16 protein-coding genes are annotated in these 23,502 nt (G+C 66.1%); 8 read left to right on the top strand and 8 right to left on the bottom strand.

Annotation, left to right across the window (positions count from 1 at the left end; translation table 11 throughout):
* Positions 1–99 precede the first annotated feature (99 nt).
* On the top strand, positions 100–2,085 hold the full coding sequence (treZ, locus tag ACIGJG_RS28380) for a malto-oligosyltrehalose trehalohydrolase (protein ID WP_483673497.1): 1,986 nt from the start codon (positions 100–102) through the stop codon (positions 2,083–2,085).
* Positions 2,063–4,717: a malto-oligosyltrehalose synthase gene (treY, locus tag ACIGJG_RS28375; protein ID WP_483674055.1), complete on the top strand. Its 2,655-nt coding sequence runs from the start codon at positions 2,063–2,065 to the stop codon at positions 4,715–4,717. Before treZ ends, treY begins: the two co-directional genes overlap by 23 nt.
* 8 nt (positions 4,718–4,725) lie before the next feature.
* Here the strand turns inward: treY and ACIGJG_RS28370 are convergent, their stop codons facing one another.
* Complete coding sequence (locus ACIGJG_RS28370) at positions 4,726–5,301, bottom strand: hypothetical protein (RefSeq protein WP_011300354.1); 576 nt, start codon at positions 5,299–5,301, stop codon at positions 4,726–4,728.
* A gap of 388 nt (positions 5,302–5,689) precedes the next feature.
* On the opposite strand from ACIGJG_RS28370, the gene ACIGJG_RS28365 reads away from it, so the two are divergent.
* From ACIGJG_RS28365 to ACIGJG_RS28355, 3 genes are all read left to right on the top strand, one after another.
* Positions 5,690–6,061: a BON domain-containing protein gene (locus ACIGJG_RS28365; protein ID WP_041680191.1), complete on the top strand. Its 372-nt coding sequence runs from the start codon at positions 5,690–5,692 to the stop codon at positions 6,059–6,061.
* Positions 6,062–6,141: 80 nt separating this feature from the next.
* Positions 6,142–6,363 (top strand): hypothetical protein, encoded by a 222-nt coding sequence (locus tag ACIGJG_RS28360; RefSeq protein ID WP_041680192.1) that lies wholly within the window; start codon positions 6,142–6,144, stop codon positions 6,361–6,363.
* 23 nt (positions 6,364–6,386) lie between these two features.
* Positions 6,387–6,770, top strand: a complete 384-nt coding sequence (locus ACIGJG_RS28355) for a hypothetical protein (RefSeq protein ID WP_011300356.1) — start codon at positions 6,387–6,389, stop codon at positions 6,768–6,770.
* Between the two features lie 159 nt (positions 6,771–6,929).
* Here ACIGJG_RS28355 and ACIGJG_RS28350 read toward each other — a convergent pair whose 3' ends face one another.
* From ACIGJG_RS28350 to ACIGJG_RS28330, 5 genes are all read right to left on the bottom strand, one after another.
* Positions 6,930–7,664, bottom strand: coding sequence for a BON domain-containing protein (locus tag ACIGJG_RS28350; RefSeq protein ID WP_220630319.1), 735 nt, complete (start codon positions 7,662–7,664; stop codon positions 6,930–6,932).
* A gap of 170 nt (positions 7,665–7,834) precedes the next feature.
* Positions 7,835–8,212, bottom strand: a complete 378-nt coding sequence (locus tag ACIGJG_RS28345; RefSeq protein WP_011300358.1) for an endonuclease — start codon at positions 8,210–8,212, stop codon at positions 7,835–7,837.
* Between the two features lie 153 nt (positions 8,213–8,365).
* The gene (gene uvrA / locus ACIGJG_RS28340) at positions 8,366–14,239 is read right to left on the bottom strand and encodes an excinuclease ABC subunit UvrA (RefSeq protein ID WP_011300359.1); all 5,874 of its coding nucleotides are present in this window, start codon (positions 14,237–14,239) and stop codon (positions 8,366–8,368) included.
* A 339-nt stretch (positions 14,240–14,578) separates the two neighbouring features.
* Entirely contained in the window at positions 14,579–15,175 is a 597-nt protein-coding gene (gene ribA / locus ACIGJG_RS28335; protein WP_011300360.1) for a GTP cyclohydrolase II, read from the bottom strand.
* A 181-nt stretch (positions 15,176–15,356) separates the two neighbouring features.
* Positions 15,357–15,827: an Lrp/AsnC family transcriptional regulator gene (locus ACIGJG_RS28330; protein ID WP_140950126.1), complete on the bottom strand. Its 471-nt coding sequence runs from the start codon at positions 15,825–15,827 to the stop codon at positions 15,357–15,359.
* Between the two features lie 154 nt (positions 15,828–15,981).
* Here ACIGJG_RS28330 and ACIGJG_RS28325 point away from each other — a divergent pair, with 154 nt between their 5' ends.
* Positions 15,982–16,314: an AsnC family transcriptional regulator gene (locus tag ACIGJG_RS28325; RefSeq protein WP_483673496.1), complete on the top strand. Its 333-nt coding sequence runs from the start codon at positions 15,982–15,984 to the stop codon at positions 16,312–16,314.
* A gap of 9 nt (positions 16,315–16,323) precedes the next feature.
* Here ACIGJG_RS28325 and ACIGJG_RS28320 read toward each other — a convergent pair whose 3' ends face one another.
* Positions 16,324–17,244 (bottom strand): LysR family transcriptional regulator, encoded by a 921-nt coding sequence (locus ACIGJG_RS28320; RefSeq protein ID WP_011300363.1) that lies wholly within the window; start codon positions 17,242–17,244, stop codon positions 16,324–16,326.
* A 136-nt stretch (positions 17,245–17,380) separates the two neighbouring features.
* On the opposite strand from ACIGJG_RS28320, the gene metE reads away from it, so the two are divergent.
* Both metE and ACIGJG_RS28310 read left to right on the top strand, forming a co-directional pair.
* Positions 17,381–19,750 carry a 5-methyltetrahydropteroyltriglutamate--homocysteine S-methyltransferase gene (gene metE, locus ACIGJG_RS28315; RefSeq protein ID WP_483673495.1) on the top strand — a complete coding sequence of 790 codons (2,370 nt, stop codon included), beginning with the start codon at positions 17,381–17,383 and terminating at the stop codon, positions 19,748–19,750.
* 153 nt (positions 19,751–19,903) lie between these two features.
* Entirely contained in the window at positions 19,904–22,000 is a 2,097-nt protein-coding gene (locus ACIGJG_RS28310; RefSeq protein WP_483673494.1) for a TonB-dependent receptor family protein, read from the top strand.
* A gap of 78 nt (positions 22,001–22,078) precedes the next feature.
* Here the strand turns inward: ACIGJG_RS28310 and ACIGJG_RS28305 are convergent, their stop codons facing one another.
* Positions 22,079–23,497 (bottom strand): DUF1254 domain-containing protein, encoded by a 1,419-nt coding sequence (locus ACIGJG_RS28305; protein WP_011300366.1) that lies wholly within the window; start codon positions 23,495–23,497, stop codon positions 22,079–22,081.
* Positions 23,498–23,502 lie beyond the last annotated feature (5 nt).

The following is a 23,502-nucleotide window of genomic DNA, read 5'->3' as shown; positions in this document are numbered from 1 at the left end:
GCGCAGCGGCCGCCACCTGGCATGGAGTTCGCAACATCCCACCGGCTTGCGGCAGTTTTCTCCCACTGGAACCGATCCTTTCAGGCCCAGGAGCTGATCTTGAACCTCACTTCGTTTTTCCTCGGCACCGGTGCAACCTCGGCCACGCCGCGGCTGGCGCCACTGGACAGCTTCTCGGCCAGCGCTCCGCAGGTGCCCGCCGCCAACGACGATCCGCACAGTTATGCCTTCGGACCGGTGTGGCTGCCTGAAGGCCGCATCGGCTTTCGGCTGTGGGCGCCGGACGCCGCCCAGCGCGGGGAGTCGGTGCGACTGGAAATCGCCGGCATGGGCCCGGTGCGGATGACGGCTTGCGAGAACGGCTGGTACCGCGCTGCAGTGCCGTGCGCCGACGGGACGCGCTACTGGTTCCGGCTCGATGATGGCACTACCTTTCCCGACCCGGCTTCACGGTGGCAACCGAACGATGTGCACGGCCCCAGCGTCGCGTGCCAGCCCAAGGCCCGGACCTATCCCTGGAAGTGTCCCGACTGGCGCGGGCGACCGTGGCACGAGGCCGTCATCTGCGAACTGCACGTCGGCCTGTGCGGCGGCTATGCGGGAGCCATGGCGCAGTTGCAGCGCCTTTCCGCGCTCGGCTTCACCGCCGTGGAACTGATGCCGCTGGCCGAGTTTCCCGGCGCGCGCAACTGGGGCTACGACGGCGTGCTGCCGTTCGCCCCCGAGTCCGGCTATGGCAAGCCTGACGACCTGCGCGCACTGGTCGATGAAGCCCACAGCCTCGGCATGATGGTGTTGCTCGACGTCGTGTACAACCATTTCGGGCCGGAGGGCAACTACCTGCATCACTATGCGAGCGCATTCTTCCGTCAAGACCGGCAGACGCCGTGGGGCCCTGCCCTTGACTTCCGCCGCCGCGAAGTGCGCCGCTTCTTTACCGAAAACGCGCGCTACTGGCTGGAAGAATTCCGCTTCGACGGCCTGCGCCTGGACGCCGTCCATGCGATCGACGACGAAGGCTGGCTCACCACGCTGCCGTCGGACCTGCGGGCGTTGCACGGCTTGCAAGGACGCCATGTCCACCTGGTGCTCGAAAACGACCACAACGACGCCTCGCTGCTGTCCGCGGGCTTCGATGCGCAATGGAACGATGACGCGCACCACGCGCTGCATGTGCTGCTGACCGGCGAACAGGACGGCTACTATCGCGACTACGGCGCAACCCCGGGGCGCCCGGCAAACACCAGCCAGAATGCAGGCCAGAACACACCGCTGAGGCACCTTGCCCGCGTACTGCGCGAAGGCTTCGCCTACCAGGGTGAAGTGTCGCCGTACCGCTCGGAATGCGATCCTGCGCATGGGCCGGTCCGTCGGGGCAAGCCCAGTGGCCACCTGCCGCCCACGGCCTTTGTGAGCTTCCTGCAGAACCATGACCAGATCGGCAACCGGGCCTTCGGCGACAGGCTGGCTACCCTGGCTGATCCGGATGCGTTGCGCGTGGCAGTCGCCCTCCAACTGCTTTGCCCGCAGGTGCCGCTGGTGTTCATGGGCGAGGAATGCGGCGCGCAGACGCCCTTCTACTACTTCACAAGCCATCCGCCGGAATTGGCCGAGGCGGTCCGCCAGGGGCGCAGGCAGGAATTCGCGGGCATGGCCGCATTTCGCGACGAATCTCAGGCGCTAGAGATTCCCGACCCGAACGACCCGGCAACATTCGAGGCCTCGCGCCCGCCGATGGATGTGGAGAACGACTGGACGCGCTACTACCGCAGGCTGCTCGCCATCCGGCGCGAATGGCTCATGCACCGGCTGCCGCGCGCGCGCATTTCGGGCGTCGATGTGCTCGGACCAGCGGCGCTGCGCGCACGCTGGCGCCTGGGCGACGGCACGTGCCTGTCGATCTGGGTGAACCTGGGCGAGCATGTCGCGGCTTGCCAGCCGCCCGCGCCGGGTTACGCGGTGCTCCACGAAACAGCCAGCGGCCACGCGGATGCCGTCGCCGGCGGTTCGCTGCCGGCCATGAGCTGCATCGCCATCCTGTCCGGCCATGGCGAGCAAGCCCATGGCGCCGGTGGCGCCCGCTGACGCGCCGGTGCAACCGGCTGCGCGTGACGCACACCTGCCGCCGCGCGCCACGGCGCGGCTGCAGCTTCACCCCGGCTTCACACTGGCGGACGCGGCCGGGGTCGTGGGCTACTACGCCGCGCTCGGCGTGAGCCACCTTTACCTGTCTCCGGTGACCGACGCACGCCCAGGTTCCACGCACGGGTACGACGTGACCGATTTCACGCGCGTGCGCGAGGCCCTTGGCGGCGAGGCCGCACTGCGCGCGCTGGCACAGCGGGCTCACCAGTCGGGACTTGGTCTGATCCTCGATATCGTGCCCAACCACATGGCTGCCGATGCCACGCACAACGCGTGGTGGCGCGACGTCCTGGCGCACGGGCAGGACAGCCAGCACAGGGCGTGCTTTGATATCGACTGGCAGCCCCCTGATGCGACGCTGCACGGCAAGGTGCTGGTCCCCATACTCGGCCATCCGTACTGGGAAACGCTCGCGCGCGGCGATTTGCGCGTGGTGTGGACCTCGGCAAGCGGCGCGGCATCGCTGCGCTATTTCGAACACGACTTCCCGCTTGCGCCGGAGAGCCTGCCCCGGCACGCCATGATGGACACCGCGTGGTTCGATGCCACGCACGAGGCCGGCCGCGAACACCTGCATGCCTTGCTGGAACGCCAGCACTATCGGTTGGCGTGGTGGCGCACCGCTGCAGCCGCGCTCAACCGGCGGCGCTTCTTCGAGATCAGCGACCTGGTTGGCATCAGGCAGGAAGAGCCCACTGTATTTGCCGCCACGCATGCGCTGGTGTTCCGGCTGCTGCGCGAAGGGGTTATTGACGGCGTACGTGTCGATCACGTGGACGGGCTTGCCGATCCGGCGGCCTATTGTCGACAGCTGCGTGATTGCCTGGACCAGCATGCCGGCCATCGTCCCTGGCTGGTGATAGAGAAAATCCTGGCGCCGGGAGAGATACTGCCTGCGGACTGGCACGTGGACGGGACCACCGGCTACGACTTCATGGACGAGGTTGCCGCCGTACTGCACAGCGAGGCGGGCCCCGCTGCGCTCAATGCCTTGTGGCGCCAGGCCGGCGGACGCCCCGACAGCTACCCCGTCGCCGTGGCGGATGCGCGCCGTCAGATCCTGCGGCACCATCTTGTCACCGAGTTTGACACCGCGTGCGCGCGGCTGCACGCGTACGCATCTGCCGATCCCACCACGCGGGACCTGACGCGTGCGGCGCTGGCGCGGGCGCTAACGGGCTGGCTCGAAGCCATCCCGGTCTATCGCAGCTACATGAGCGGCGAGCCGGCCCGGCGCGACGCGGCTGCGCTGCGTGCCGAGCAGGCCATGCTAGACGAAGCGGCCAGCACCGCTCGCGAAACCCTGGCGCCCGAACAGGCTGCCGCGCTCGATTTCATCCTGGCCTGCCTGCGGACGCGCGAGCCAGATGCCAGCGCGCCGGCGCAGGTCCGGCGGCGCTTGCAGCAACTGATGCCAGCGCTGGCCGCCAAGGCCGGCGAAGACACTGCGTTCTACCGCTATGGCCCGCTGCTGTCGCGCAACGAGGTAGGCAGCCATCCGGCGACCATGGCACTGTCCGTGACGGACTTCCATGTAGCCATGGGTCGGCGGCAGCAATCCTTTCCCCATGCCATGCTCGCCACCGCCACGCACGACCACAAGCGTGGCGAAGATGCGCGCATGCGCCTCGCGGTACTGAGCGAGGTGCCGCAGGAATGGGCGGCGGCCGTGCGGGCATGGGAAGTCGAAGCTGCCGCGCTGCTGGCATCGCTGCCGCAGGTGCCGGATCCGGCAGACCGCCTGATGCTGTATCAGTCCATGCTTGGCGCCTGGCCCATGCCGCGCGACGCGCTCGGGCGCGATGGCGCGCTGGAGGCGTTTCTCGATCGCATCGCCCAATGGCAGCAAAAGGCCATTCGCGAGGCCAAGCTGCATGGCAACTGGACTATGCCGGACACCGCCTACGAAGCCGCCTGCGACGCCTTCCTGCGCGGGCTGGCGGTCGGGTGGCCGCATGGCGGCCTGCTCGCGCGGATCGGGCAGTTCGTCCAGCGCGTGGCCCCGGCCGGTGCCATGAACGGATTGGCCCAGGTCATGATCCAGCTGACGGCGCCGGGTGTGCCGGACCGCTACCAGGGGCGCGAAGACTGGGACTTGAGCCTCGTCGATCCGGATAACCGGCGCCCGGTCGACTACGCACGGCTGCAGGTGCAACTGGAAAGCCCGGCGGGCTGGGCTGAATGGCTGGCGGACTGGCGTGACGGGCGCATCAAGCAGCAGATCGTGCGCCATGTACTGGCGGCACGCCGTGCGCACGAAGCGCTGTTTCGGGACGGGGACTACCAGCCGCTCGCGGCGAAAGGACCGCTGGCCGACCATGTGCTGGCGTTCGCGCGCACGCTGGGCGAACAGCAAGCGTTGACGGTCGTTTCCCGCCTGGGGGCTACGCTGGTGGCGGACATTCCCCTTGTGCCACCGGCGCGCTGGGGCAGAACCAGGATTGACACGGGCACGGGCGAGGCGCGCTGCTGGGTCGACGCCCTCACCGGGCAAGCGTTCGCCGCGGACGGCCTGCGGATCCAGCACGTGCTCGGCGCGCTTCCTGTCGCGCTACTGTTACGGCAGGGCTGACCCCCGTTTCACATCGACCGCGGCACACCCGGTGCGCGGCGAGCCGCAATCGGCGTCAGCGGCTTGCTGTTTGCCGCCTGGCTTGGCGATGCACCCTGGTCCTGTGGCACGTACGGCCGGATCACCAGCGCCACGTAATCATCTGCCTTCGGCGTGACCACGATGTACGCCACGCCCGACATCACCAGGCCGACCTCGCCCAGCTCCGTTGAAATGCGCGCAACGATGAAGCGCTGCAGCAGGCGTGGATCCATCGATTCGTCGATCGCCAGCGCGGCGGTACAGATGGTCAGGAAACAGCGTTCCACCTCCTGGCACACCACCACGACTTCGTCGAGCGCGTAGCCGGACCGGCTCGCGCGTACCAGCACGGACACGCCCGTGCTGGGCGCTGCCTTGTGCCATCCCGCCTTGGTGTGGAAGGCCGGCAGCGTCAGGCCGGAGCCCGTGTCGTGGGCCACTGTGTTGAAGCGATGGGAAAAGTCCGCTGGCGTGATGGCGAGCAACTGGCGCTCCACAGGAGTGGAAGACACCGCCACGGACGAGGCAAGAACAAGGGAAGACAGGACGCCGGCCAGATTCATAGCTTCCTCGCGATCGGTGAGCCGTTCCCCCCGGCCGGCTGCCTGGACGCCACGCCGCTTGCGGTCCAAGGCCAGCATCTCTCTTCACTATAGACGTGGCTGCACGCAAGTGCCGCGCCACGGCACCGCCGGGCCGGCGCCAGAGCGCTAGCTTCGCCCCCTCCCAGCGCGTCCGTACGCGGCGTACGTTGCCCATGCAGTTTCTGCAGCCGCTGTAAAAAGTACTGCTGCGTTGTTCGGTCCTCGCCACTTTCCCTCGCGCTGGGCGGCGCCGCCAAGCGGGAACGGTGCTTGCAGAGATACGGCAGGGTGGCCCCGATCAGCCCGGCCCCACTGGCTGTGCCATGTGCGGTGCCAGCCGGGACCACGGATTTCGGAGGACTTCGCCATGAACATCCGTCTGCGTGCCAATTCACGTCTCGTTGTTCCGGCCGTGGCAGCCGCGCTGCTGTTCGCTGGCACGGTCGCCAATGGGGCGCCCACCGATCCGCCGGCGGCCCCGTCGTCGCCTGGCCGCACGGTTGCACCCCGCGACACGGAGGCGACTACGGACCGCGCTATCACCACGGAGGTCAGGTCTCGACTGTCAGCGACACGGGGTCTCGAGCCAGCCAACATCCGCGTTAGCACCACCGATGGCGTGGTGCGGCTCGAAGGGACTGTACGCGACGACGCCCAGCGCGCGCGCGTGATGGAAACGGCCCGGGGTGTACGCGGTGTCACGGCCGTCTCTGACGAATTGAAGGCCCGCACAGACTAAGGGATCGAGGATTCAGGATTTGAGGGTTCGGATGGATCGGCCCAGGTCAGTATCGTCAGTATCAATGGAGCGCATAGCAAATGAACACGCACCGCCAGCACGAGCATGACAACCAGCAGGATTCCAGACGCACGACCCACAAGGGGCCAGACGTCGAACACGAACGCGGCAAGCCGGGCAAGGATCGCCGCCGCGACGTGGAACGCGAACATGACATCCCGGACGAGAACGGCGAGCCGCCATCCGTGCGCCATGGCGGCGGAAATCCGGATGCGAAGGAGCCGCCGGTCGAAAACACCTGACGGCACAAGGACAAGGAGCACAAATGAGCAAGATCGCACGAACCGGTGGACGCGCCGACAGCCAGGCCTCCGCGGCGTCCACGCCGGGCGCGGAGGCAAAGCGGCGCAAGCGCACAGCCGCGATCCAGGCCAGCAGCGATGCACGCAGCGCCGTGGAGGCCACGGGCGGCAATGTGCCTAGCACCCTGGATCCGGACCTGACCGAACCGGCCGAGAACATCGATGCAGAACTGGCGCAGATCGATCAGGACCGCCATGGGCTGCCCGACGAGGCGTTGCCCGAAGAGGAAATCAACGAGGAAATCGAACGCGCGGCAGAACGGCTGCCCGCTGATGTACCGGTAGACAAGGCCGATCGCACCGATGAGCGGGAAGAACGGCCGCCTTCCCCGCCTAAGATCGGATGAGCGTGCGCGTTGGGGGCGAGGGTCGGGCGCGATCCGGGTTGATTCGGAGCGATCCGGAGCGATCTCGCCAAAGGGGCGTGGCTGGCATATGCCAGGCACGCCATCTACTCATGGGACCCATGCTCACATGACTCCCGTCTGCCGACCCGGGCTCCTGCGCTACTCCGAAGCCAGAACCCCAAACCGCCGCACGTGGATATGATTGACCACGTCACGCACCCCGAACACGGACTCCGCAATCTCTTCGATCTCGTACTTGCTGCGACGGTCATTGACCGTGCCTTCCATCGTCACCACGCCTTCGCGCACGTGTACCGTCACCTCGCTGACGTCTAGCCCCTCTTCATGCGCCAGGCGTGTGCAGACGGCATCGTGGAGCCGGTCATCGGCGCGGCGGTAATTGCGCGGGCCTTCGCTGCGGCGATACCCCGAACCGCCATAGCGGCCCGATCCATATTCCGAATACTCCTGCGCGCGCGGGTCGCCAAGCCCGTACATTGGATACCGGCGTGGCTCCTGGCGCCACGTCTCTCGCTCGGCGCCATAATCGCCGCGTGAGGCTTCCGCACCGGACGGCCTGTAGGGCTGGTCTCGGTACCTGCGCGCCCACTCCTCATCATCGCGTCTGCTTTCACCGCCCCATGTACCGCGCACGGATTCGCGTGGCAGTCGCCGTTCCGGGTTTCCATGGCGAGAAGACAGATGCCGCAGGCGCTCGTTGCGCTCATGTGCCGGGAGGTCGCTGTAACCCTGGTCGTTGCTGCCGTATTTGCGGCTCGGCGGCCGGCGCAGGTAGTCTTCATCGGCGCGCGGGTCTTCAGGGTCGCGGTCGCGATAGGGGTAATCAGGGCTGTCGGAGTAGCGTGGATAGTCCGGATAGTCGCTTCGTCTCATCAGGTGCTCCTTGGCGGGCTGTGACAAGGCACGTCCACACGGTGCGCAGCGAGCGCAACTGCGCGCCCGCTGCCAGATTGCCGGCGCTTCCCGCCATCACGCAGGAATTTCAACCGGCGGTAAGAACGACCGGGGACGCCGGCGGGCGCTCGCGGGCGCGCTGTTACCGGTCAGGATCCGTCCAGGAAAGCGCTGCGCGGGCCCAGCCGCTGGCCGAGGTTCGGGCTGTCCCAACCGCCGCCCTGCATATACGGATTGGGGCTGCGCTGCATGGACATGGTTCCAGGCTGGCTGTAGGTGCTGGACTGGCTGTATGACTGACTGTAGGCACCAGGCTGCGCCGGCGCGGTGGATGGCTGGGAATCCGGCGCCAGACCCTGGCGTGTTGTGGCGTTGGTACCTTGCGTATACGGATCGAACTTGTCACCCGCGCGGGCGCCTTGCGAATACGGATCGCGCGGCGTCGTGGGGGTCTGCGCCATCACAGGAATCGTTGCTGCCGCGAGCGCTGCGGCCAGCAGCAGGCCGCTGGGTCGTAAATGCTTCATGGTTACCTCCGTTCAGCGCGCGAAGTGCGCGCCTGTCGCCACTGTCTAGCGAAAGGCATGCCCAGCGCAGAAGGGGCGCATGAAACATGCGCCCCTTCTGCCTGAAACGGAAGAACCTGCTCCCTGGCTGTTCCCTGCTATCGCGAGGGGCGGTTATCCGACACTGACACGCGCCCGCTCGACGGTGCGCGCCAGCACCGGCACCAGCGCGGCGCCCGTATGGCTGGCCGGCATGCGCGACAGCGCCTCCGGATCTGCCGCGCCGACGATGGTGCCGCCACCCGCGCCGCCTTCGGGGCCCAGGTCGATGATCCAGTCGGCTTCGGCGATCACGTCGAGATCGTGCTCGATCACCACCACGCTGTGGCCGCCATCAGTCAGGCGATGCAGCACGCGAATCAGGCGCGCCACGTCTGCCATGTGCAGGCCCACGGTCGGTTCGTCCAGCACGTATAGCGTGTGCGGCGCCTTCTGGCCGCGCCGCGTGATGTCGTCACGCACTTTGCTCAACTCGGTCACCAGCTTGATGCGCTGCGCTTCCCCACCGGACAGCGTGGGCGATGGCTGGCCCAGTGTCAGATAGCCAAGACCGACATCCTTCATCAACTGCAGCGGATGGGCGATGTTCGACATCGCAGCGAAAAACTCCACCGCTTCGTCGATTTCCATGGTCAGCACTTCGCCGATGTTCTTGCCGCGCCACGTGACAGCCAGCGTTTCCGGGTTGAAGCGCTGGCCATGGCAGACGTCGCAAGGCACCTTCACGTCCGGCAGGAAGCTCATGCCGATGGTGCGCACGCCCTGCCCTTCGCAGGCCGGGCAGCGGCCATCGCCGGTGTTGAACGAGAAGCGCGATGCGGTATAGCCGCGAGCACGTGCCTCCAGCGTGTCGGCAAACAGTCGGCGGATGGTGTCCCACACGCCGATATAGGTCGCCGGGCATGAGCGCGGGGTCTTGCCGATCGGGGTCTGGTCTACTTCGAGCACGCGGTCGATCGACTCCCAGCCGGTGATCGACTCGCAGCCGTACCAGTCATGATCGACCTTGAACGCCTTGCGCTCCGCCTTGACGCCCTTGGCCGCGGCCTCCTGCTGCGCAGCACTGCGCGCGCGGCGCGTGGCCGGCGACGACAGCACCGAACGGCCCACCGCATCCAGCAGGTTGGTCATCAGCACGTCCCGCGCGAGCGTGGACTTGCCCGACCCGCTGACCCCGGTAATGGCCACCAGTCGCGACAGCGGGATGCGCGCCGTGACCTTGCGCAGGTTGTGCAGCGAGGCGCCATGCACGGTCAGCCATTCGGGCGGATCGGCCGGCTTCCCGGCGGCACCGGGCTTCACCGTGCGCCGCGCCTGCAGCGGATGGACAATGGGCCGGGCCAGGAACTGCCCGGTGGTTGAATCCGGCGCCGAGGCGAGATCCGCCACGCTGCCCTGCGCCACCAGCGTGCCGCCGCGCTTGCCCGCGCCGGGGCCGATATCGATGATGTGGTCGGCGCGGCGGATGGTGTCTTCGTCATGCTCTACCACCACCAGCGTATTGCCCTTTTCGCCGAGCTTGCGCAGCGCGTCGAGCAGGATCTGGTTGTCGCGCGGATGCAGCCCGATGGTCGGCTCGTCCAGCACGTAGCACACGCCCTGCAGGTTGCTGCCGAGCTGCGCGGCCAGCCGGATGCGCTGCGCTTCACCACCGGACAGGCTCGGCGCGGCACGATCCAGGCTCAGGTAGCCAAGGCCGACTTCCTCCAGGAACTGCAGGCGGCTGCCGATCTCGCTGATCACGTCGCGGGCGATGTCGGCATCGCGGCCGGTCAGGCGCAATCCGTCAACCCATTCACGCGTTTGCGACACGGTCCACTGTGCCACATCGACAATGGCCTGCTCGTCGAACGTCACGGCGCGTGCAACCAGGTTCAGGCGGGTGCCATGGCAGTCCGGGCATGGCGTGTCACCCACGCCTTCCGGCTCCTGTTCCTCGGACGGCAGGCTTTGCTCGCGGCCCCGGTCATCGCTGGCCAGCACCGTGTCATCGAACACGGCGCGCTGTTCGCGCGTCAGCGTCAGGCCTGTGCCTACGCAGGTCGTGCACCAGCCGTGCTTGCTGTTGTACGAGAACATCCGCGGATCGAGTTCCGGATAGCTGGTACCGCAGACGGGACAGGCGCGCTTGGTCGAGAACACCTTCACGTCGCCAACATGCGCGGTGCCGTCGCCGTTGTGCATAGCGTCGTGCAGGCCGTCCAGCGGCGCCAGCAGGTGCATCACGCCCTTGCCAGCTTCGAGCGCCTGCGCCAGCAGCGCGCGCAACTGGCCTTCATTTTCCGGCGAGATCACGAGGTCGCCCACCGGCAGTTCGATCGTGTGTTCGCGGAAACGGTCCAGGCGCGGCCACGGATCGACCGGCAGGAATTCGCCATCCACGCGCAGGTGCGTGTTGCCGCGCGCCTTCGCCCACTTGGCCAGGTCCGTGTAGACGCCCTTGCGGTTCACGACCAGCGGGGCGAGGAAACCGACATGCTCGCCGCGATGGTCGCGCAGCAACTGCGCGGCGATGGAGTCCGGGCTTTGCGAAGTCACCGGTGCGCCGTCATGCACGCAGTGCTGGATACCGAGCTTCACGTACAACAGCCGCAGGAAGTGCCACACCTCCGATGTCGTCGCCACCGTACTCTTGCGGCCGCCGCGCGACAGGCGCTGCTCGATCGCGACGGTCGGCGGAATGCCGTAGACCGCATCGACTTCGGGCCGGCCAGCAGGCTGCACGATCGAACGCGCATAGGCGTTGAGGGATTCCAGGTAGCGGCGCTGCCCTTCATGGAACAGGATGTCGAACGCCAGCGTCGACTTGCCCGAACCGGACACGCCGGTCACCACATTGAACTTGCCGTGCGGGATATCGACGTTGAGCGACTTGAGGTTGTGCTCGTGCGCGTTGACGATTCGCACGACGTCCTCGCCTTCGATTGCGCGGCGCGCGCGCCGGGCCTGCAGCGCGGCCTGTAGCGGCACACCTTCGCCTTCGGCGCGCTCTGCCGCCAATGTGCCCGCTTCGCCAAGCGCGGCGTCATAGTGAATCAGCGCCTGGCCGGTATGGGACTCGGCGCAACCCTTCACATCTTCGGGCGTGCCCGTGCAGACCACGCGGCCGCCGGCGTCGCCGCCTTCGGGGCCCAGGTCGATCAGCCAGTCCGCGGCACGGACCACGTCTAAGTTGTGCTCGATCACCACCAGCGAATGGCCGCCGTCGAGCAGCTTTGCGAACGCGCGCATCAGCTTGGCGATGTCGTCGAAATGCAGGCCCGTGGTCGGCTCGTCGAACATGAACAGACGCTTGGGCGAGGTATCGGGCCGGATCACGCGGCCCTTGGGCTGCGCTGCCTGCGCCGCTTCGGCGAGGAATCCCGCCAGCTTGAGGCGCTGCGCTTCGCCGCCCGAAAGTGTCGGCACGGGCTGGCCCAGCTTCACGTACTCCAGGCCCACATCGACAATGGGTTGCAGCACGCGCAGCACGGCGGCATCGCCAGCGAAGTACGCCGCAGCCTCCGACACCGTCAGTTCCAGCACATCGGCCACGCTCAGCAAGCGCGCCCGCTGGCCAGGCAAGCTCCGCTCGATCTTGACCTCGAGCACTTCGGGACGGTAACGGCTGCCATCACAGTCTGGGCAGCGCAGGTAGACGTCGCTGAGAAACTGCATTTCGACGTGCTCGAAGCCCGAGCCACCGCAGGTAGGGCAGCGCCCATCGCCCGAGTTGAAGCTGAACGTGCCCGCGGTATAGCTGCGCTGAATGGCCATGGGCGCCTTGGCGAAAATCTTGCGGATCTCGTCGAATGCGCCGACATAGCTGGCCGGGTTGGAGCGCGCGGTCTTGCCGATCGGCGACTGGTCGACGAAGACCACGTCATCGACGAGATCGGCGCCACGCAGCGCGCGGTGCGCGCCCGGTGATTCGGTCGCCTTGCCGAAATGGCGCGCCATGGCGGGATACAGCACATCCTGCAGCAGCGTGGACTTCCCGGAACCGGACACGCCCGTTACACATACCAGCCGCTGCAGCGGGATCTCCACCGTCACGTCCTGGAGGTTGTGCTCGGTTGCGCCTTCCAGCACGATGCGCGGCACCGTATCGTCCACCGGCCGCAGTTGCCAATGCGAGGCATCGGCCACGCGCTTGCGGCCGCCCAGGTATTCGCCGGTCAGCGTGCCCGCGCCGCGGATATCCTTCGGCGTGCCGTCGAAAATGATATTGCCGCCGCGCTCGCCGGGGCCGGGGCCCATGTCGATCAGGCGGTCGGCAGCCAGCATCACGGATGGATCGTGCTCGACCACCACCAGCGTATTGCCGGCATCGCGCAGCCGATGCATGGCCTCGACGATGCGGTTCAGGTCGCGCGGATGCAGGCCGATGCTGGGCTCGTCCAGCACGAACAGCGTGTTCACCAGCGAGGTGCCCAGCGCTGTTGTCAGGTTGATACGCTGCACCTCGCCGCCGGACAGCGTACGGCTCTGGCGGTCCAGCGTCAGATAGCCAAGGCCCACGTCGCACAGGTACTTGAGCCGCGTGCGGACTTCGGCGAGCAGCAGCTTGAGCGCGTCGTCGAGCATGCTGCTCGGCAGCGTCAGGTCGTCGAAGAAGCGGCGGATGCGCGCAATCGGCATCAGCATCAGGTCGTGCACGGTCAAGCCGGGCAGCGATTCGAGCTGCGTGCGATCCCAGTCCACGCCGCGCGGCAGGAAGCGCTGCTGCGGCGCCAGCACGGTATCGGCATTGACCTTCGAACCCAGGCGCCATAGCAGCGACTCGGTTTTCAGGCGCGCGCCGCCACAGGTTTCGCACGGCGTGTAGCTGCGGTACTTCGACAGCAGCACGCGGATGTGCATCTTGTAGGCCTTGGACTCCAGGTAGCTGAAGAACCGCATCACGCCGTACCACTGCTTGTTCCACTGGCCGTTCCAGTCGGGCGAGCCGTGAATGACCCAGTGGCGCTGGGCTTCGGTCATCTCGGCCCACGGCGTATCGCGCGGAATGTCGGCCCTAACCGCGTAGCGCATCAGGTCGTCCTGGCACTCCTTCCACGCGGGCGTCTGCATCGGCTTGATCGCACCCTGGCGCAGCGACTTGCGCACATCCGGAATCACCAGCCCGAGGTCCACGCCGATCACGCGGCCAAACCCACGGCAAGTCTCGCAGGCGCCATAGGCGGAGTTGAACGAGAACAGCGCAGGCTGAGGATCGGCATAGCGCAGATCGCTATCGGGGCTGTGCAGGCCGGTCGAAAAGCGCCAGATCGGGCCTTCGCCCTCATCGGCCAGCGCATAGACATTCACGCGCCCCCCGCCGCGGCGCAGCGACGCTTCGATGGCCTCCACCGCGCGCGCCTTCTCCACCGAGCCAATGCGGAACCGGTCCGCCACCACATCGAGCACCTTGCGCGCCCCGGTGGACGATTCCACCACGCGCTGTGCCTGCACGCGCGTATAGCCGCTGACCGACAGCCATTGCTGGACTTCATCCTCGGTGGTCGACTCAGGTAGTTCGACCGGGAACGTCACGACCAGCCGCGCGTCGTGATGCGGCTGGCCTTCGGCGGTGCGTGCGAGCAGTTCGGCGTAGATCGTTTCGGGCGAGTCGTGCCGAACGGGCTGCGCGGTCTGCCGGTCGAACAGTTCCGCCGCGCGTGCGTAGAGCAGCTTCAGGTGATCGTTCAGTTCGGTCATCGTACCGACCGTCGAACGCGAACTGCGCACCGGGTTGGTCTGGTCGATCGCGATCGCCGGCGGCACGCCGTCCACGCGTTCGACCTGCGGCCGGTCCATTCGATCGAGGAACTGACGCGCATAGGCGCTGAAGGTCTCTACGTAGCGCCGCTGGCCCTCGGCATAAAGCGTGTCGAACACCAGGCTGGATTTGCCCGACCCGGACGGGCCGGTCACCACCGTCATCTCGCCCGGACGGAGATCCAGGTCGACGTTCTTGAGGTTGTGCTGGCGGGCGCCCCGAATACGGATCAGCTGCTTGCTCGACACGGTTTTCTCTTTTGAATCAGATGGTTATGCCACCCGACAAGAATCATGACTGCGCAAGAAAACAACCTTAGCACAGGCTGCGATGACGCTTGGTAAGGGCCGGGTTCCTGGGAGACAGCCCCGACCGTGTACGGCACATGGACTGTATATCCGTACAGTGTATCAGCACGGACACAAATTCGTTGCAACGGGAAAGGATAGTCCGTCTCGGGCCATCCGCCAGGAGGCCGCGCCCCTGGAATTGCAAACCGTCTAACCATGAAATGACAACGCCCCTGGGCAAAACCCAAGGGCGTCCAATCCTTGCTATGTCGACCGGCACGTGCCGGCCGACCAAACTCAATCCAGCAAATGTCCCATTCGCGACCGCTTGGTCGCCAGATATTTTTCGTTCTCGGCATTCGACGGCACGATGTGCCGCAGCTGCTCCTTCACGACGATGCCGGCCTTCTCCAGCGCCGCAGCCTTGAGCGGGTTGTTGCTCATCAGGCGCACGGACTTCACGCCCCACTGATGCAGCAGGTCGGCGGCAAACGCGTAGTTGCGGGCGTCGATGGCCTGGCCGAGGGCAAGATTGGCATCGACCGTGTCGAGGCCGGTGTCCTGCAGCGCATAGGCACGGATCTTCTCCGCCAGGCCGATTCCCCGGCCTTCGTGGCCGCGCAGGTACAGCAGGATGCCGCGGCCTTCGGCGGCGATCTTCTCCATCGCCAGTTCGAGCTGGGGACCGCAGTCACAGCGGCACGAGCCGAACACATCACCGGTCAGGCACTCCGAGTGCATGCGAATCAGCACATCTTCGCCCGTGATGTCCCCCACGCTGAGGGCAAGGTGCTCGATGCCCGAGTCCACGCCTTTGAAAGCGTGAGCGGTAAATTCGCCGAATCGGGTCGGCAGGCGCGCTGAATCGATCAGCGCAATCTCTGTGTCGTTCATACCGGTATTCAAGAAGATCGGGAGCCGGCCGGGCCGGCACCGCTCGACATTATGAGCGGAATTGTATCTTTACGCTTGCCGACCCCGCCGGCAGGCACCTCAACCGTGCATTGACCGGGCGGTAACCGGCTTGCTGATGCGCCAGCGCAGTACCTACTGTAGGGCGCATGCTTCACGTGAGCTAAGGCGCGACTGACAGCTCGCGCTTCAATGTGCGCAGCACAAAGGTGGAATGGCTATGGCGCAGGCCGGGCAGCTTGTACAGCTTGTGACGCAGGAATTCCTCATAGCCCTCGGTGCCCGCTACCGCGACCTTGATCAGGTAGTCGTACTCGCCCGTGAGCAAATGGGCCTCGAGGACTTCCGGCAGTTCGGCGAGTGCTTGCCCGAACCGGTGGAGCATGTCATCGTCGTGTCGATCAAGCGTCACTTCGATCAGTACGGTATCGGGCAATCCGAGCGCCTTCTGGTTGAGCAACGCCGCATAGCCTTCAATGACTCCGTTCTCTTCCAGTGCGCGCACCCGGTTCCAGCATGGTGTCGCGGACAGGCCGACGTGTTCCGCCAGCTTTGCGTTCGACAGGCGGCCATCACGCCGCAGTTCACGCAGGATGCGACGGTCAACGTCGTCGAGCTTCGGGATGGTTGGCATGAGGAGTGTCTTTGCGACAGATGGATAATCCTTGAATTCTACGCTCAAGAGACAATTCATCTACAAACATACCGAGACGGCAGGAAATTCAGAAGCTCATTTTGCCGGTCCACTGGTAAATTTACCTGACCGACATTCTTGCTTCAGACGCCACATGCCACCCTCTGCCACCCCTACCCTGCAACTCGATCTGCGCCTTGCGGCCGCCGATCTCTTCGGCGCGATGGAATGGGTACTCGCCAACGCGCGCCGTACCGGCCTGGCGCTCCAGCAACTGCGCTTTGATGCCACTGCCCGCCATCGCGTCAGCGCCACGCTGACCGCAGCGGACACCGACTTGCTGCACCTCTTCGTGCGGCGCCTCGGCAACGGCGCGGACGTGGAAGTGCTGATGGCGGATTTCGGCGACGACGATCTCGATGAGGCAGTCGACAAAAGCGCTCCCGCACTCCCCGCTTTCATGCCTGCCGTAGCCCTGCACGCCTGACCGATTCGCTCAGGCAGGCGCAAGCAATTCGATGCCGTCGAGCTGCGCCGCGCAGATATCGCGGACGATCGCCACGAAATCCGCCACATACGGCCGCTGCGAGATGGCGGCGGGAACCGTGGCGTACAGCTCGCTCCACAGGCCCCGCGCCCCGATTCGCTTGGCCAGCACGTAGTCGTGATCGACGTAGTTCTTCACACCCCAGTTTGGCAACGCCGCGACGCCGCGACGGCTTGCCACGAGTTGCAGCACGGCCACCGTCAACTCGGCGGTGCGGCGCTGCAGGCGGATGCCGGCGGGCTCCAGCACTTCCCGGATCAGGTCGATGCGTTGCTCGGGCACGGGATAGGTGATCAGCGTCTCGCCCTCCAGGTCAGCGGCTTCGATGCGGCGCTTGTTGCGCAGCCGGTGCTCGTTAGCCATGACCGCAAGAATCTCGAAGCGGAACAGCGGCGCCACTTCCAGCCCGCGACGCGTGGCCGGCAATGAACCAATCACCATGTCTGCACGCCCCTCGCCGATCAACGCGATCGGGTCCGCGTGGAAGCCCGCCACAAGGTCGACCTCCACTTCGGGCCAGCGCCGGCGGAACTCGTCCATCACCGGCATCAGCCAGTCAAAGCAGGTGTGGCACTCCAGCACGACGCGCAGCTCGCCGCGCGTGTCACCCTTGAGCCGTTCGATATCCCGATCCGCCTCGCTCACCGCCGCGAGCACCTCGCGCGCCAAGGCCAGCAGGCGCTCGCCAGCTGGCGTGAACCGTAACCCCTGCCGCGTGCGGTCGAACAGCGGCAGGCCGTAGTGCGCCTCGATCGCCTTGATCTGGTGAGACAGCGCTGACTGGCTCACGTGAACGCGCTCGGCGGCGGTAGCCAGCTTGCCGGATTCGGCGATGGCCACCAGCGAGCGTAAATGCCGGACCTCGATCATGACGTGACCCTGCCCGTTTCATTGTGGCTTCGGGTGATATGAAATTCATTCATACTTTGTTTAAAACTTGTCGCTTGATTCATTTTACGGTGAAACCGACACTGTGCGCCAGACAAGACCTTTTTGGAGCATCTTCGTGGCACGCACACACATCCTCGGCTTTCCGCGCATCGGCGCTCGTCGTGAACTGAAATTTGCACAGGAATCCTTCTGGCGCGGCGAAAGCACGGAAGCGGACCTGCGCGCCGTGGCCGCCACGCTGCGCAGCCGCCACTGGCAATTGCAGGCTGACAGCGGTCTGGATACCGTTGCTACAGGCGACTTTGCCTACTACGACCAGGTGCTGAGCCTCACGGCGCTGCTCGGTGCGCTGCCGCGCCGCTTCGGCTTCGAGCCGGCCGCGCTGACGCTGGCCCAGTATTTCGAGCTCGCACGCGGCAATCGCGAACAGCCCGCAATGGAAATGACCAAGTGGTTCGATACGAACTACCACTACCTGGTGCCGGAGCTGGACTCGGCCACGCGCTTCGACGGCGGCCCCGACTGGTTTTTCGACGAACTCGAAGAAGCGCTGGCGCTCGGCCTGAAGGCGCGGCCGGTGCTGATCGGGCCCGTGACCTACCTGTGGCTGTCCAAGACGCACGAGGCCGGATTTGACAAGCTGTCGCTCCTCCCGCAACTCGCGCAGGCTTACCAGCGCATCCTTACCCGCCTGAAGGCGCGTGGTATCGATTGGGTGCAGATCGACGAGCCCGCGCTGAGCCTCGACCTCGACGCGGCCTGGCTCGATGCCTACGACCGGGCGTACGCGACCCTGGCCCAGTCGGGCGTGAAACTGCTGCTCGCAACCTACTTCGACAGCGCAGCCGACCATGCCGAGCGTGCGGCCGCGCTGCCAGTCCACGGCTTCCATATCGACGTGGTGCGGGCGCCCGCGCAGCTTGTTGCATGGCGCCAGGCGCTGCCGCCCGAGGCCGTGCTGTCCGTTGGCGTGATCGACGGCCGCAATATCTGGCGCACCGACCTGCGCCGCGCGCTCGACACGCTGAAACCGCTGCATGCCGAACTCGGCGATCGGCTGTGGCTGGCACCGTCGTGCTCGCTGCTGCATGTGCCCGTATCCCTCGAACATGAAGTCAGGCTCGATGCCGAGCTGAAGTCCTGGCTGGCCTTTGCCACCGAAAAGCTGGGCGAACTGTGTGTGCTGGCCACGGTGCTGAATCAAGGCGAGACAGCCGTCGCCGCCCAGCTCGAGGCTTCCGATGCCGTGCAGGCGTCGCGCCGCCAATCGCGCCGCGTGGTCAATCCGCGCGTACAGCAGCGACTGGCTGCTGTGACGCCTGACATGGCCGACCGCGACAGCGCGTTCGATGTCCGCATCGAACGTCAGCGCGAGGCCCTGCAACTGCCGCTGCTCCCGACCACGACGATTGGCTCGTTCCCGCAGACGGCCGCCATCCGCCAGACCCGGGCGGCCTACAAACGCGGCGATCTCGGCGCGCTCGACTACCTGCACCGCATCCGCGGCGAAATTGAGCTGGCCGTGCGCAAGCAGGAAGCGCTGGGGCTGGACGTGCTGGTGCACGGCGAAGCCGAGCGCAACGACATGGTCGAATACTTCGGCGAGCAGCTGTGCGGCTATGCGTTCACCGAGAACGGCTGGGTGCAGAGCTACGGCTCGCGCTGCGTCAAGCCCCCTGTGATCTACGGCGACGTGTACCGGCCTGAGCCAATGACCGTGGACACTGCGCGCTATGCCCAGTCGCTGACCGAGCGTCCGATGAAGGGCATGCTGACCGGCCCCGTCACGATGCTGCAGTGGTCGTTCGTCCGCGACGACCAGCCGCGCGCCGATACCGCCCGCCAACTCGCACTGGCCATCCGCGACGAAGTGTGTGACCTGGAACAGGCCGGCATCCGCGTGATCCAGATCGACGAGCCGGCGCTGCGCGAGGGCCTGCCGCTGCGCCGTGCCGACTGGGACGCCTACCTGGCATGGGCCGTCAACGCGTTCCGGCTGTCGGCCGCGGGCGTGGCGGACCAGACCCAGATCCATACCCATATGTGCTATGCCGAGTTCAACGACATCCTGCCGTCGATCGCGGCGATGGATGCGGACGTGATCACCATCGAGACCTCGCGCTCGGCCATGGAACTGCTCGAAGGCTTTGGCGATTTCGACTACCCGAACGAGATCGGACCGGGCGTCTACGACATCCACTCGCCGCGCGTGCCGTCGGTGGAAGCCATGGAAAAGCTGCTGGACCGCGCCTGCGAGGTCGTGCCGCCGCAGCGTCTGTGGGTCAACCCGGACTGCGGCCTGAAGACCCGCGGTTGGGATGAGACCGAGGCCGCCCTGGCCAATATGGTGTCGGCGGCGCGCAAGTTGCGCGGGCGCCTCGCGGGTCAGGACACGCTGACGTGGAAGCGTGTGGCACGGCCGCAGGCGTCACAGGCGGCACATCGGCACGGCGCCGAGTGCGCCTGCAGCACCCGCGCCGCCTGAGCGCAGCCGCCTTGTGACGTGTGCGCCGCGCGTGCGGCGCTGTGTCACATAGCCGAGGCGTGCTGCGCTCCGTATCCTTGCCGGCTATCGAATTACACTCAGAGCACTGGCCCCTGCCAAAACGGGGCGCCAATGTGCCGGCAAAGGGAAATCATGAAAGGAGCCAGACACTGGCGGCGCGCCGCAGCGCTGCCAGCCGCCGCATTGACGGGCGCCGCAATCGCGCAGACCGCCCCGGTTACGGGGCCGGAGCCTGTGACACTGCCGACCGTCACTGCCACGGCCAAAGCCGAAGGCTCGCTGACCGTGCCGGGCGTCGCCAGGCAACGGGAATCTCTGTACCAGTCGGCCGGTTCAGTGGGCTTTGTCGACGCCGAGAGCTACGCCAATACCTACGCGAGCAACCTGCGCGACGTCCTGAAGGATGCTCCGGGCGTCTACGTGCAGGAGCGCTATGGACAGGAATTGCGCCTGTCCGTTCGCGGCTCCGGCATCGCGCGCGGATTCCATACACGGGGCCTGGAAATCCTGCAGGACGGCGTGCCCACCAATTTCGCCGACGGCAGCGGCGACTTCTACCAAATCGACCCGATCGGCCTCAACGCAGCGGAGGTCTACAAGGGCGGCAATGGCCTGGCCTATGGCAGCACGACGCTGGGCGGCGCGATCAACTTCACCACGCCCACCGCGTTCACCACCGAAGCGCCCAACCAGGTGCGCGTCGATGGCGGCAGCTTCGGCACGGTCCGCGCGGCCGGCCAGGTCTCGCGCCAGATCGGCAACTTCGATTTCATGGCCAACCTGAGCGTCGACCACTCGGAAGGCTATCGCGACCATGAGCGTGGCCAGTACGAACAGCTCAATGCAAACTTCGGTTATCGCTTCAGCCCGACCGTCGAGACGCGCTTCTACGTCGGCGCCTATGTCGTCGACCAGCTGCTGCCCGGCACGCTGTCGCTACAGGACGCACTGAACAACCCGACGAAGGCCTCTGCCAGCGCGCTCGCCGGCGACCAGGCGCGCAATACGCGCACCGAGCGGCTGGCCAACGTCACTACGGTGAAGCTCGACAGCGGCCAGCTCGACTTTTCCACATGGGTGATCCACAAGAACCTGTACCACCCGATCTTCCAGGTTATCGACCAGGACTACTGGACCTATGGCTTCGCGCCGCGCTACACGGGCACGCAGACCATTGGCGGCATGCGCAACCAGCTCATCGCCGGCGCAAGGTTTTTTGGCGGCAACAACGATGCGCGCCAGTACGTGAACGTCTCGGGCGACCGCGGCGCACAGACGCTCAATTCCCGGCAGGATGCCTACAACTACGAGGCCTACTTCGAAGACCGCCTCTACGTCATGCCCACGGTGGCGGTGATGGCCGGCGCCAAGGCTTACTACAACCAGCGCCGCTACACCGACTATGGCGGCCTGCCCGCCAATCCGGTGCCCAAGTCCGACGACACCACGTACAGCGGCGTGAACCCGAAATTCGGCGTGCTTTGGGAACCGGCCAAGGACATTCAGGCGTTTGCCGACATCACCCGCAGCGCCGATGTGCCGGACTTCAGCGACCTGAACCAGACCATCAGCACCACGACGCAGTTCGTGCCGCTTTCCGCCCAGCATGGCTGGACGCTGGAACTTGGGACACGCGGGCGCCGCGAGCGGCTCGGATGGGATCTCACGCTGTACCGCTCGCTGGTGCGCGACCAGTTGCTGCAGTACACGACCAATCCCAACGTGCCGGCTGCCACGTTCAACGCTAATCGCACCACGCTGCAAGGCGTAGAACTCGCCGTCAGCGCGGACCTGCTGCAGAACGTCGCCACCACGGCCGACAAGGTCACGCTGTCGCAACTATGGAACTACAGCGATTTCCGCTTCGACAACGACCCGCAATACGGCAACAACCGCATTGCAGGCGTGCCCGAGCACGTGCTGCGTACCACGCTGGCGTACAGCCAGGCGTCAGGGCTGCGCATCGCAGGCACCATCGACTGGGTACCGACCGGCGCTTACGTCGACTACGCAAACACGCTCAAGGTGCCGTCGTACGTGCTGTTCGGCGTGCAGGCCAGCTACGATTTCAAGCAAGGCCTGACGGTGTTCCTCGATGCGCGCAACCTAGGCAACAAGCGTTATGTGAGCGATTTCAGCACAGTGACCGATGCGCGCACCGCCAATACGGCAGTGTTCTATCCCGGTACCGGGCGAGCACTCTATGCAGGCGTGCGCTACAAGTTCTGACTGTTTGCTACGGTCCGTGCAAAACAAAAGGCCGCGTCCCCGGGGACGCGGCCTTTTCACTTGGCTGCCAGACGCAGCTCAGTTCACTCGCTCAACCGGGGGCGGCATCCACGAGCCATCGAGCAGCGCCTGCTCCGGCCAGTACGCACGCAGGGTCATGTTGAGGCCGTCGGGCGGGGCAGGCAGCCAGTTGGCCATCTTGCCGCGTTCGGGGCGTGCGTGCTGGATGTAGATGTCGAGCGAGCCATCGCGGTTGTAGCGCAGGCGGTCGCGGCTGCCGATTGCATAGCGGCCGATCGGGTTGTCGACGAACGCCTGACGCTGGTTGTACAGCGACAGCGACCAGAACGCCCTGGCAGGCGGCAACTGGTCCTTGGCGAAATGCAGGACATAGCTTGTGCTGCCCTGCAGGGCCTTGCCTGAGGCATCGGTCCGGGTGGAGGCGTAGATCGCGTCTTCCGGCAGATTGGCGCCAAGCCCGACCATGGCCGTGACCGCACGGCGGCCATAGTTGGTACCGTAGTTGCCGAGGTCGCGGTGCATGACCCAGCCATTGCCGGCATCGGCGTTGCCCTTGCGGGCCGTGGCGGCAATCGCCTGCAGCGCTGCGGTGGCACCTTCCTGCACGGCACGCGCGGTGGCGGGTTCCATCACCGTGGTTTTGAACGGCACACCGGGCTCCAACCCCATGCGGTGCATCTTCTCGACCATGGCGGCGTCGGCTTCTGCGGGCGGATTGGCCGGCAGCAGGCTGGCAAAGCGGCTGAAGAAGGCCTGCGCGTCCATGGCCGCTACCTGCTCAACGGGCGGCGACTGCGTGTCCAGCGTCGGCGAGCGCGGTGCGGGTTTTTCAGGCGCCGCGCGTACGCCCATCTGCCATGCGGACAGCGGCGTGAGGCGGTACTGGTCCTGCAGGCGGTGCACGACCGGGAAATCCTTCTTGCCGTTGGCCTGCGTGCGGCCGATCAGCCAGACCATGGCCGTAGGCGACTTGATCTGCTTCATGCCTTTGGGCAGCGGCCCTTCCCAGCCCGGACCCGTGATCACGAAGTTGCCGCGCTGCGTACCCGTGGTGCGCTTGCCGGGCGAGGCGAAGACATTGGTCCAGGCATCCATCAACGGCATCAGGTAGTAGCGGCCGCGGGTATCGGGCACGGACAGCACCACCGGCTCCTTGGACAGGTCGAGCCAGGCCGACGAGTACAGCGTGTCGGCGTTCGGCGTGACCACGTCCGTGAACGTCGCGTCCGGGAAGGTGCGCTTGTGGCTGAAGGTGTTGGGGGGCGTGCGCAGGCTCATGAGCTCGCGCGTCACGTCCATCAGCACCAGCGGATAGGCGTAGGTAAAGACTTCGGTGGACAGCGCCTTCATCGCCTGGTTCGACGGCGGTTGCACGGCGGAAACTGGTGCCGTCACCGGTTCGGGCGTAGTGGAGCAGGCGCTCAGCAGGACGGCAAGCGCCGCAATGCCGGCCAGTTGGCGGATGGATGGATTCATGACCC

This window comes from Cupriavidus sp. C1SS-2L (assembly GCF_057073735.1).
Note: the sequence above shows the minus strand (reverse complement) of the source record. Positions and strands in the feature narration are given on the sequence as shown.

Coding starts and splice junctions, on each gene's coding strand:
- ACIGJG_RS28350 (WP_220630319.1), bottom strand. CDS start 7,664: ATGAGACGAAGCGACTATCCGGACTATCCACGCTACTCCGACAGCCCT.
- ribA (WP_011300360.1), bottom strand. CDS start 15,175: ATGAACGACACAGAGATTGCGCTGATCGATTCAGCGCGCCTGCCGACC.
- ACIGJG_RS28320 (WP_011300363.1), bottom strand. CDS start 17,244: ATGATCGAGGTCCGGCATTTACGCTCGCTGGTGGCCATCGCCGAATCC.
- ACIGJG_RS28345 (WP_011300358.1), bottom strand. CDS start 8,212: ATGAAGCATTTACGACCCAGCGGCCTGCTGCTGGCCGCAGCGCTCGCG.
- ACIGJG_RS28305 (WP_011300366.1), bottom strand. CDS start 23,497: ATGAATCCATCCATCCGCCAACTGGCCGGCATTGCGGCGCTTGCCGTC.
- ACIGJG_RS28325 (WP_483673496.1), top strand. CDS start 15,982: ATGCCACCCTCTGCCACCCCTACCCTGCAACTCGATCTGCGCCTTGCG.
- ACIGJG_RS28370 (WP_011300354.1), bottom strand. CDS start 5,301: ATGAATCTGGCCGGCGTCCTGTCTTCCCTTGTTCTTGCCTCGTCCGTG.
- ACIGJG_RS28310 (WP_483673494.1), top strand. CDS start 19,904: ATGAAAGGAGCCAGACACTGGCGGCGCGCCGCAGCGCTGCCAGCCGCC.
- ACIGJG_RS28365 (WP_041680191.1), top strand. CDS start 5,690: ATGAACATCCGTCTGCGTGCCAATTCACGTCTCGTTGTTCCGGCCGTG.
- ACIGJG_RS28355 (WP_011300356.1), top strand. CDS start 6,387: ATGAGCAAGATCGCACGAACCGGTGGACGCGCCGACAGCCAGGCCTCC.
- ACIGJG_RS28330 (WP_140950126.1), bottom strand. CDS start 15,827: ATGCCAACCATCCCGAAGCTCGACGACGTTGACCGTCGCATCCTGCGT.
- treY (WP_483674055.1), top strand. CDS start 2,063: ATGGCGCCGGTGGCGCCCGCTGACGCGCCGGTGCAACCGGCTGCGCGT.
- ACIGJG_RS28360 (WP_041680192.1), top strand. CDS start 6,142: ATGAACACGCACCGCCAGCACGAGCATGACAACCAGCAGGATTCCAGA.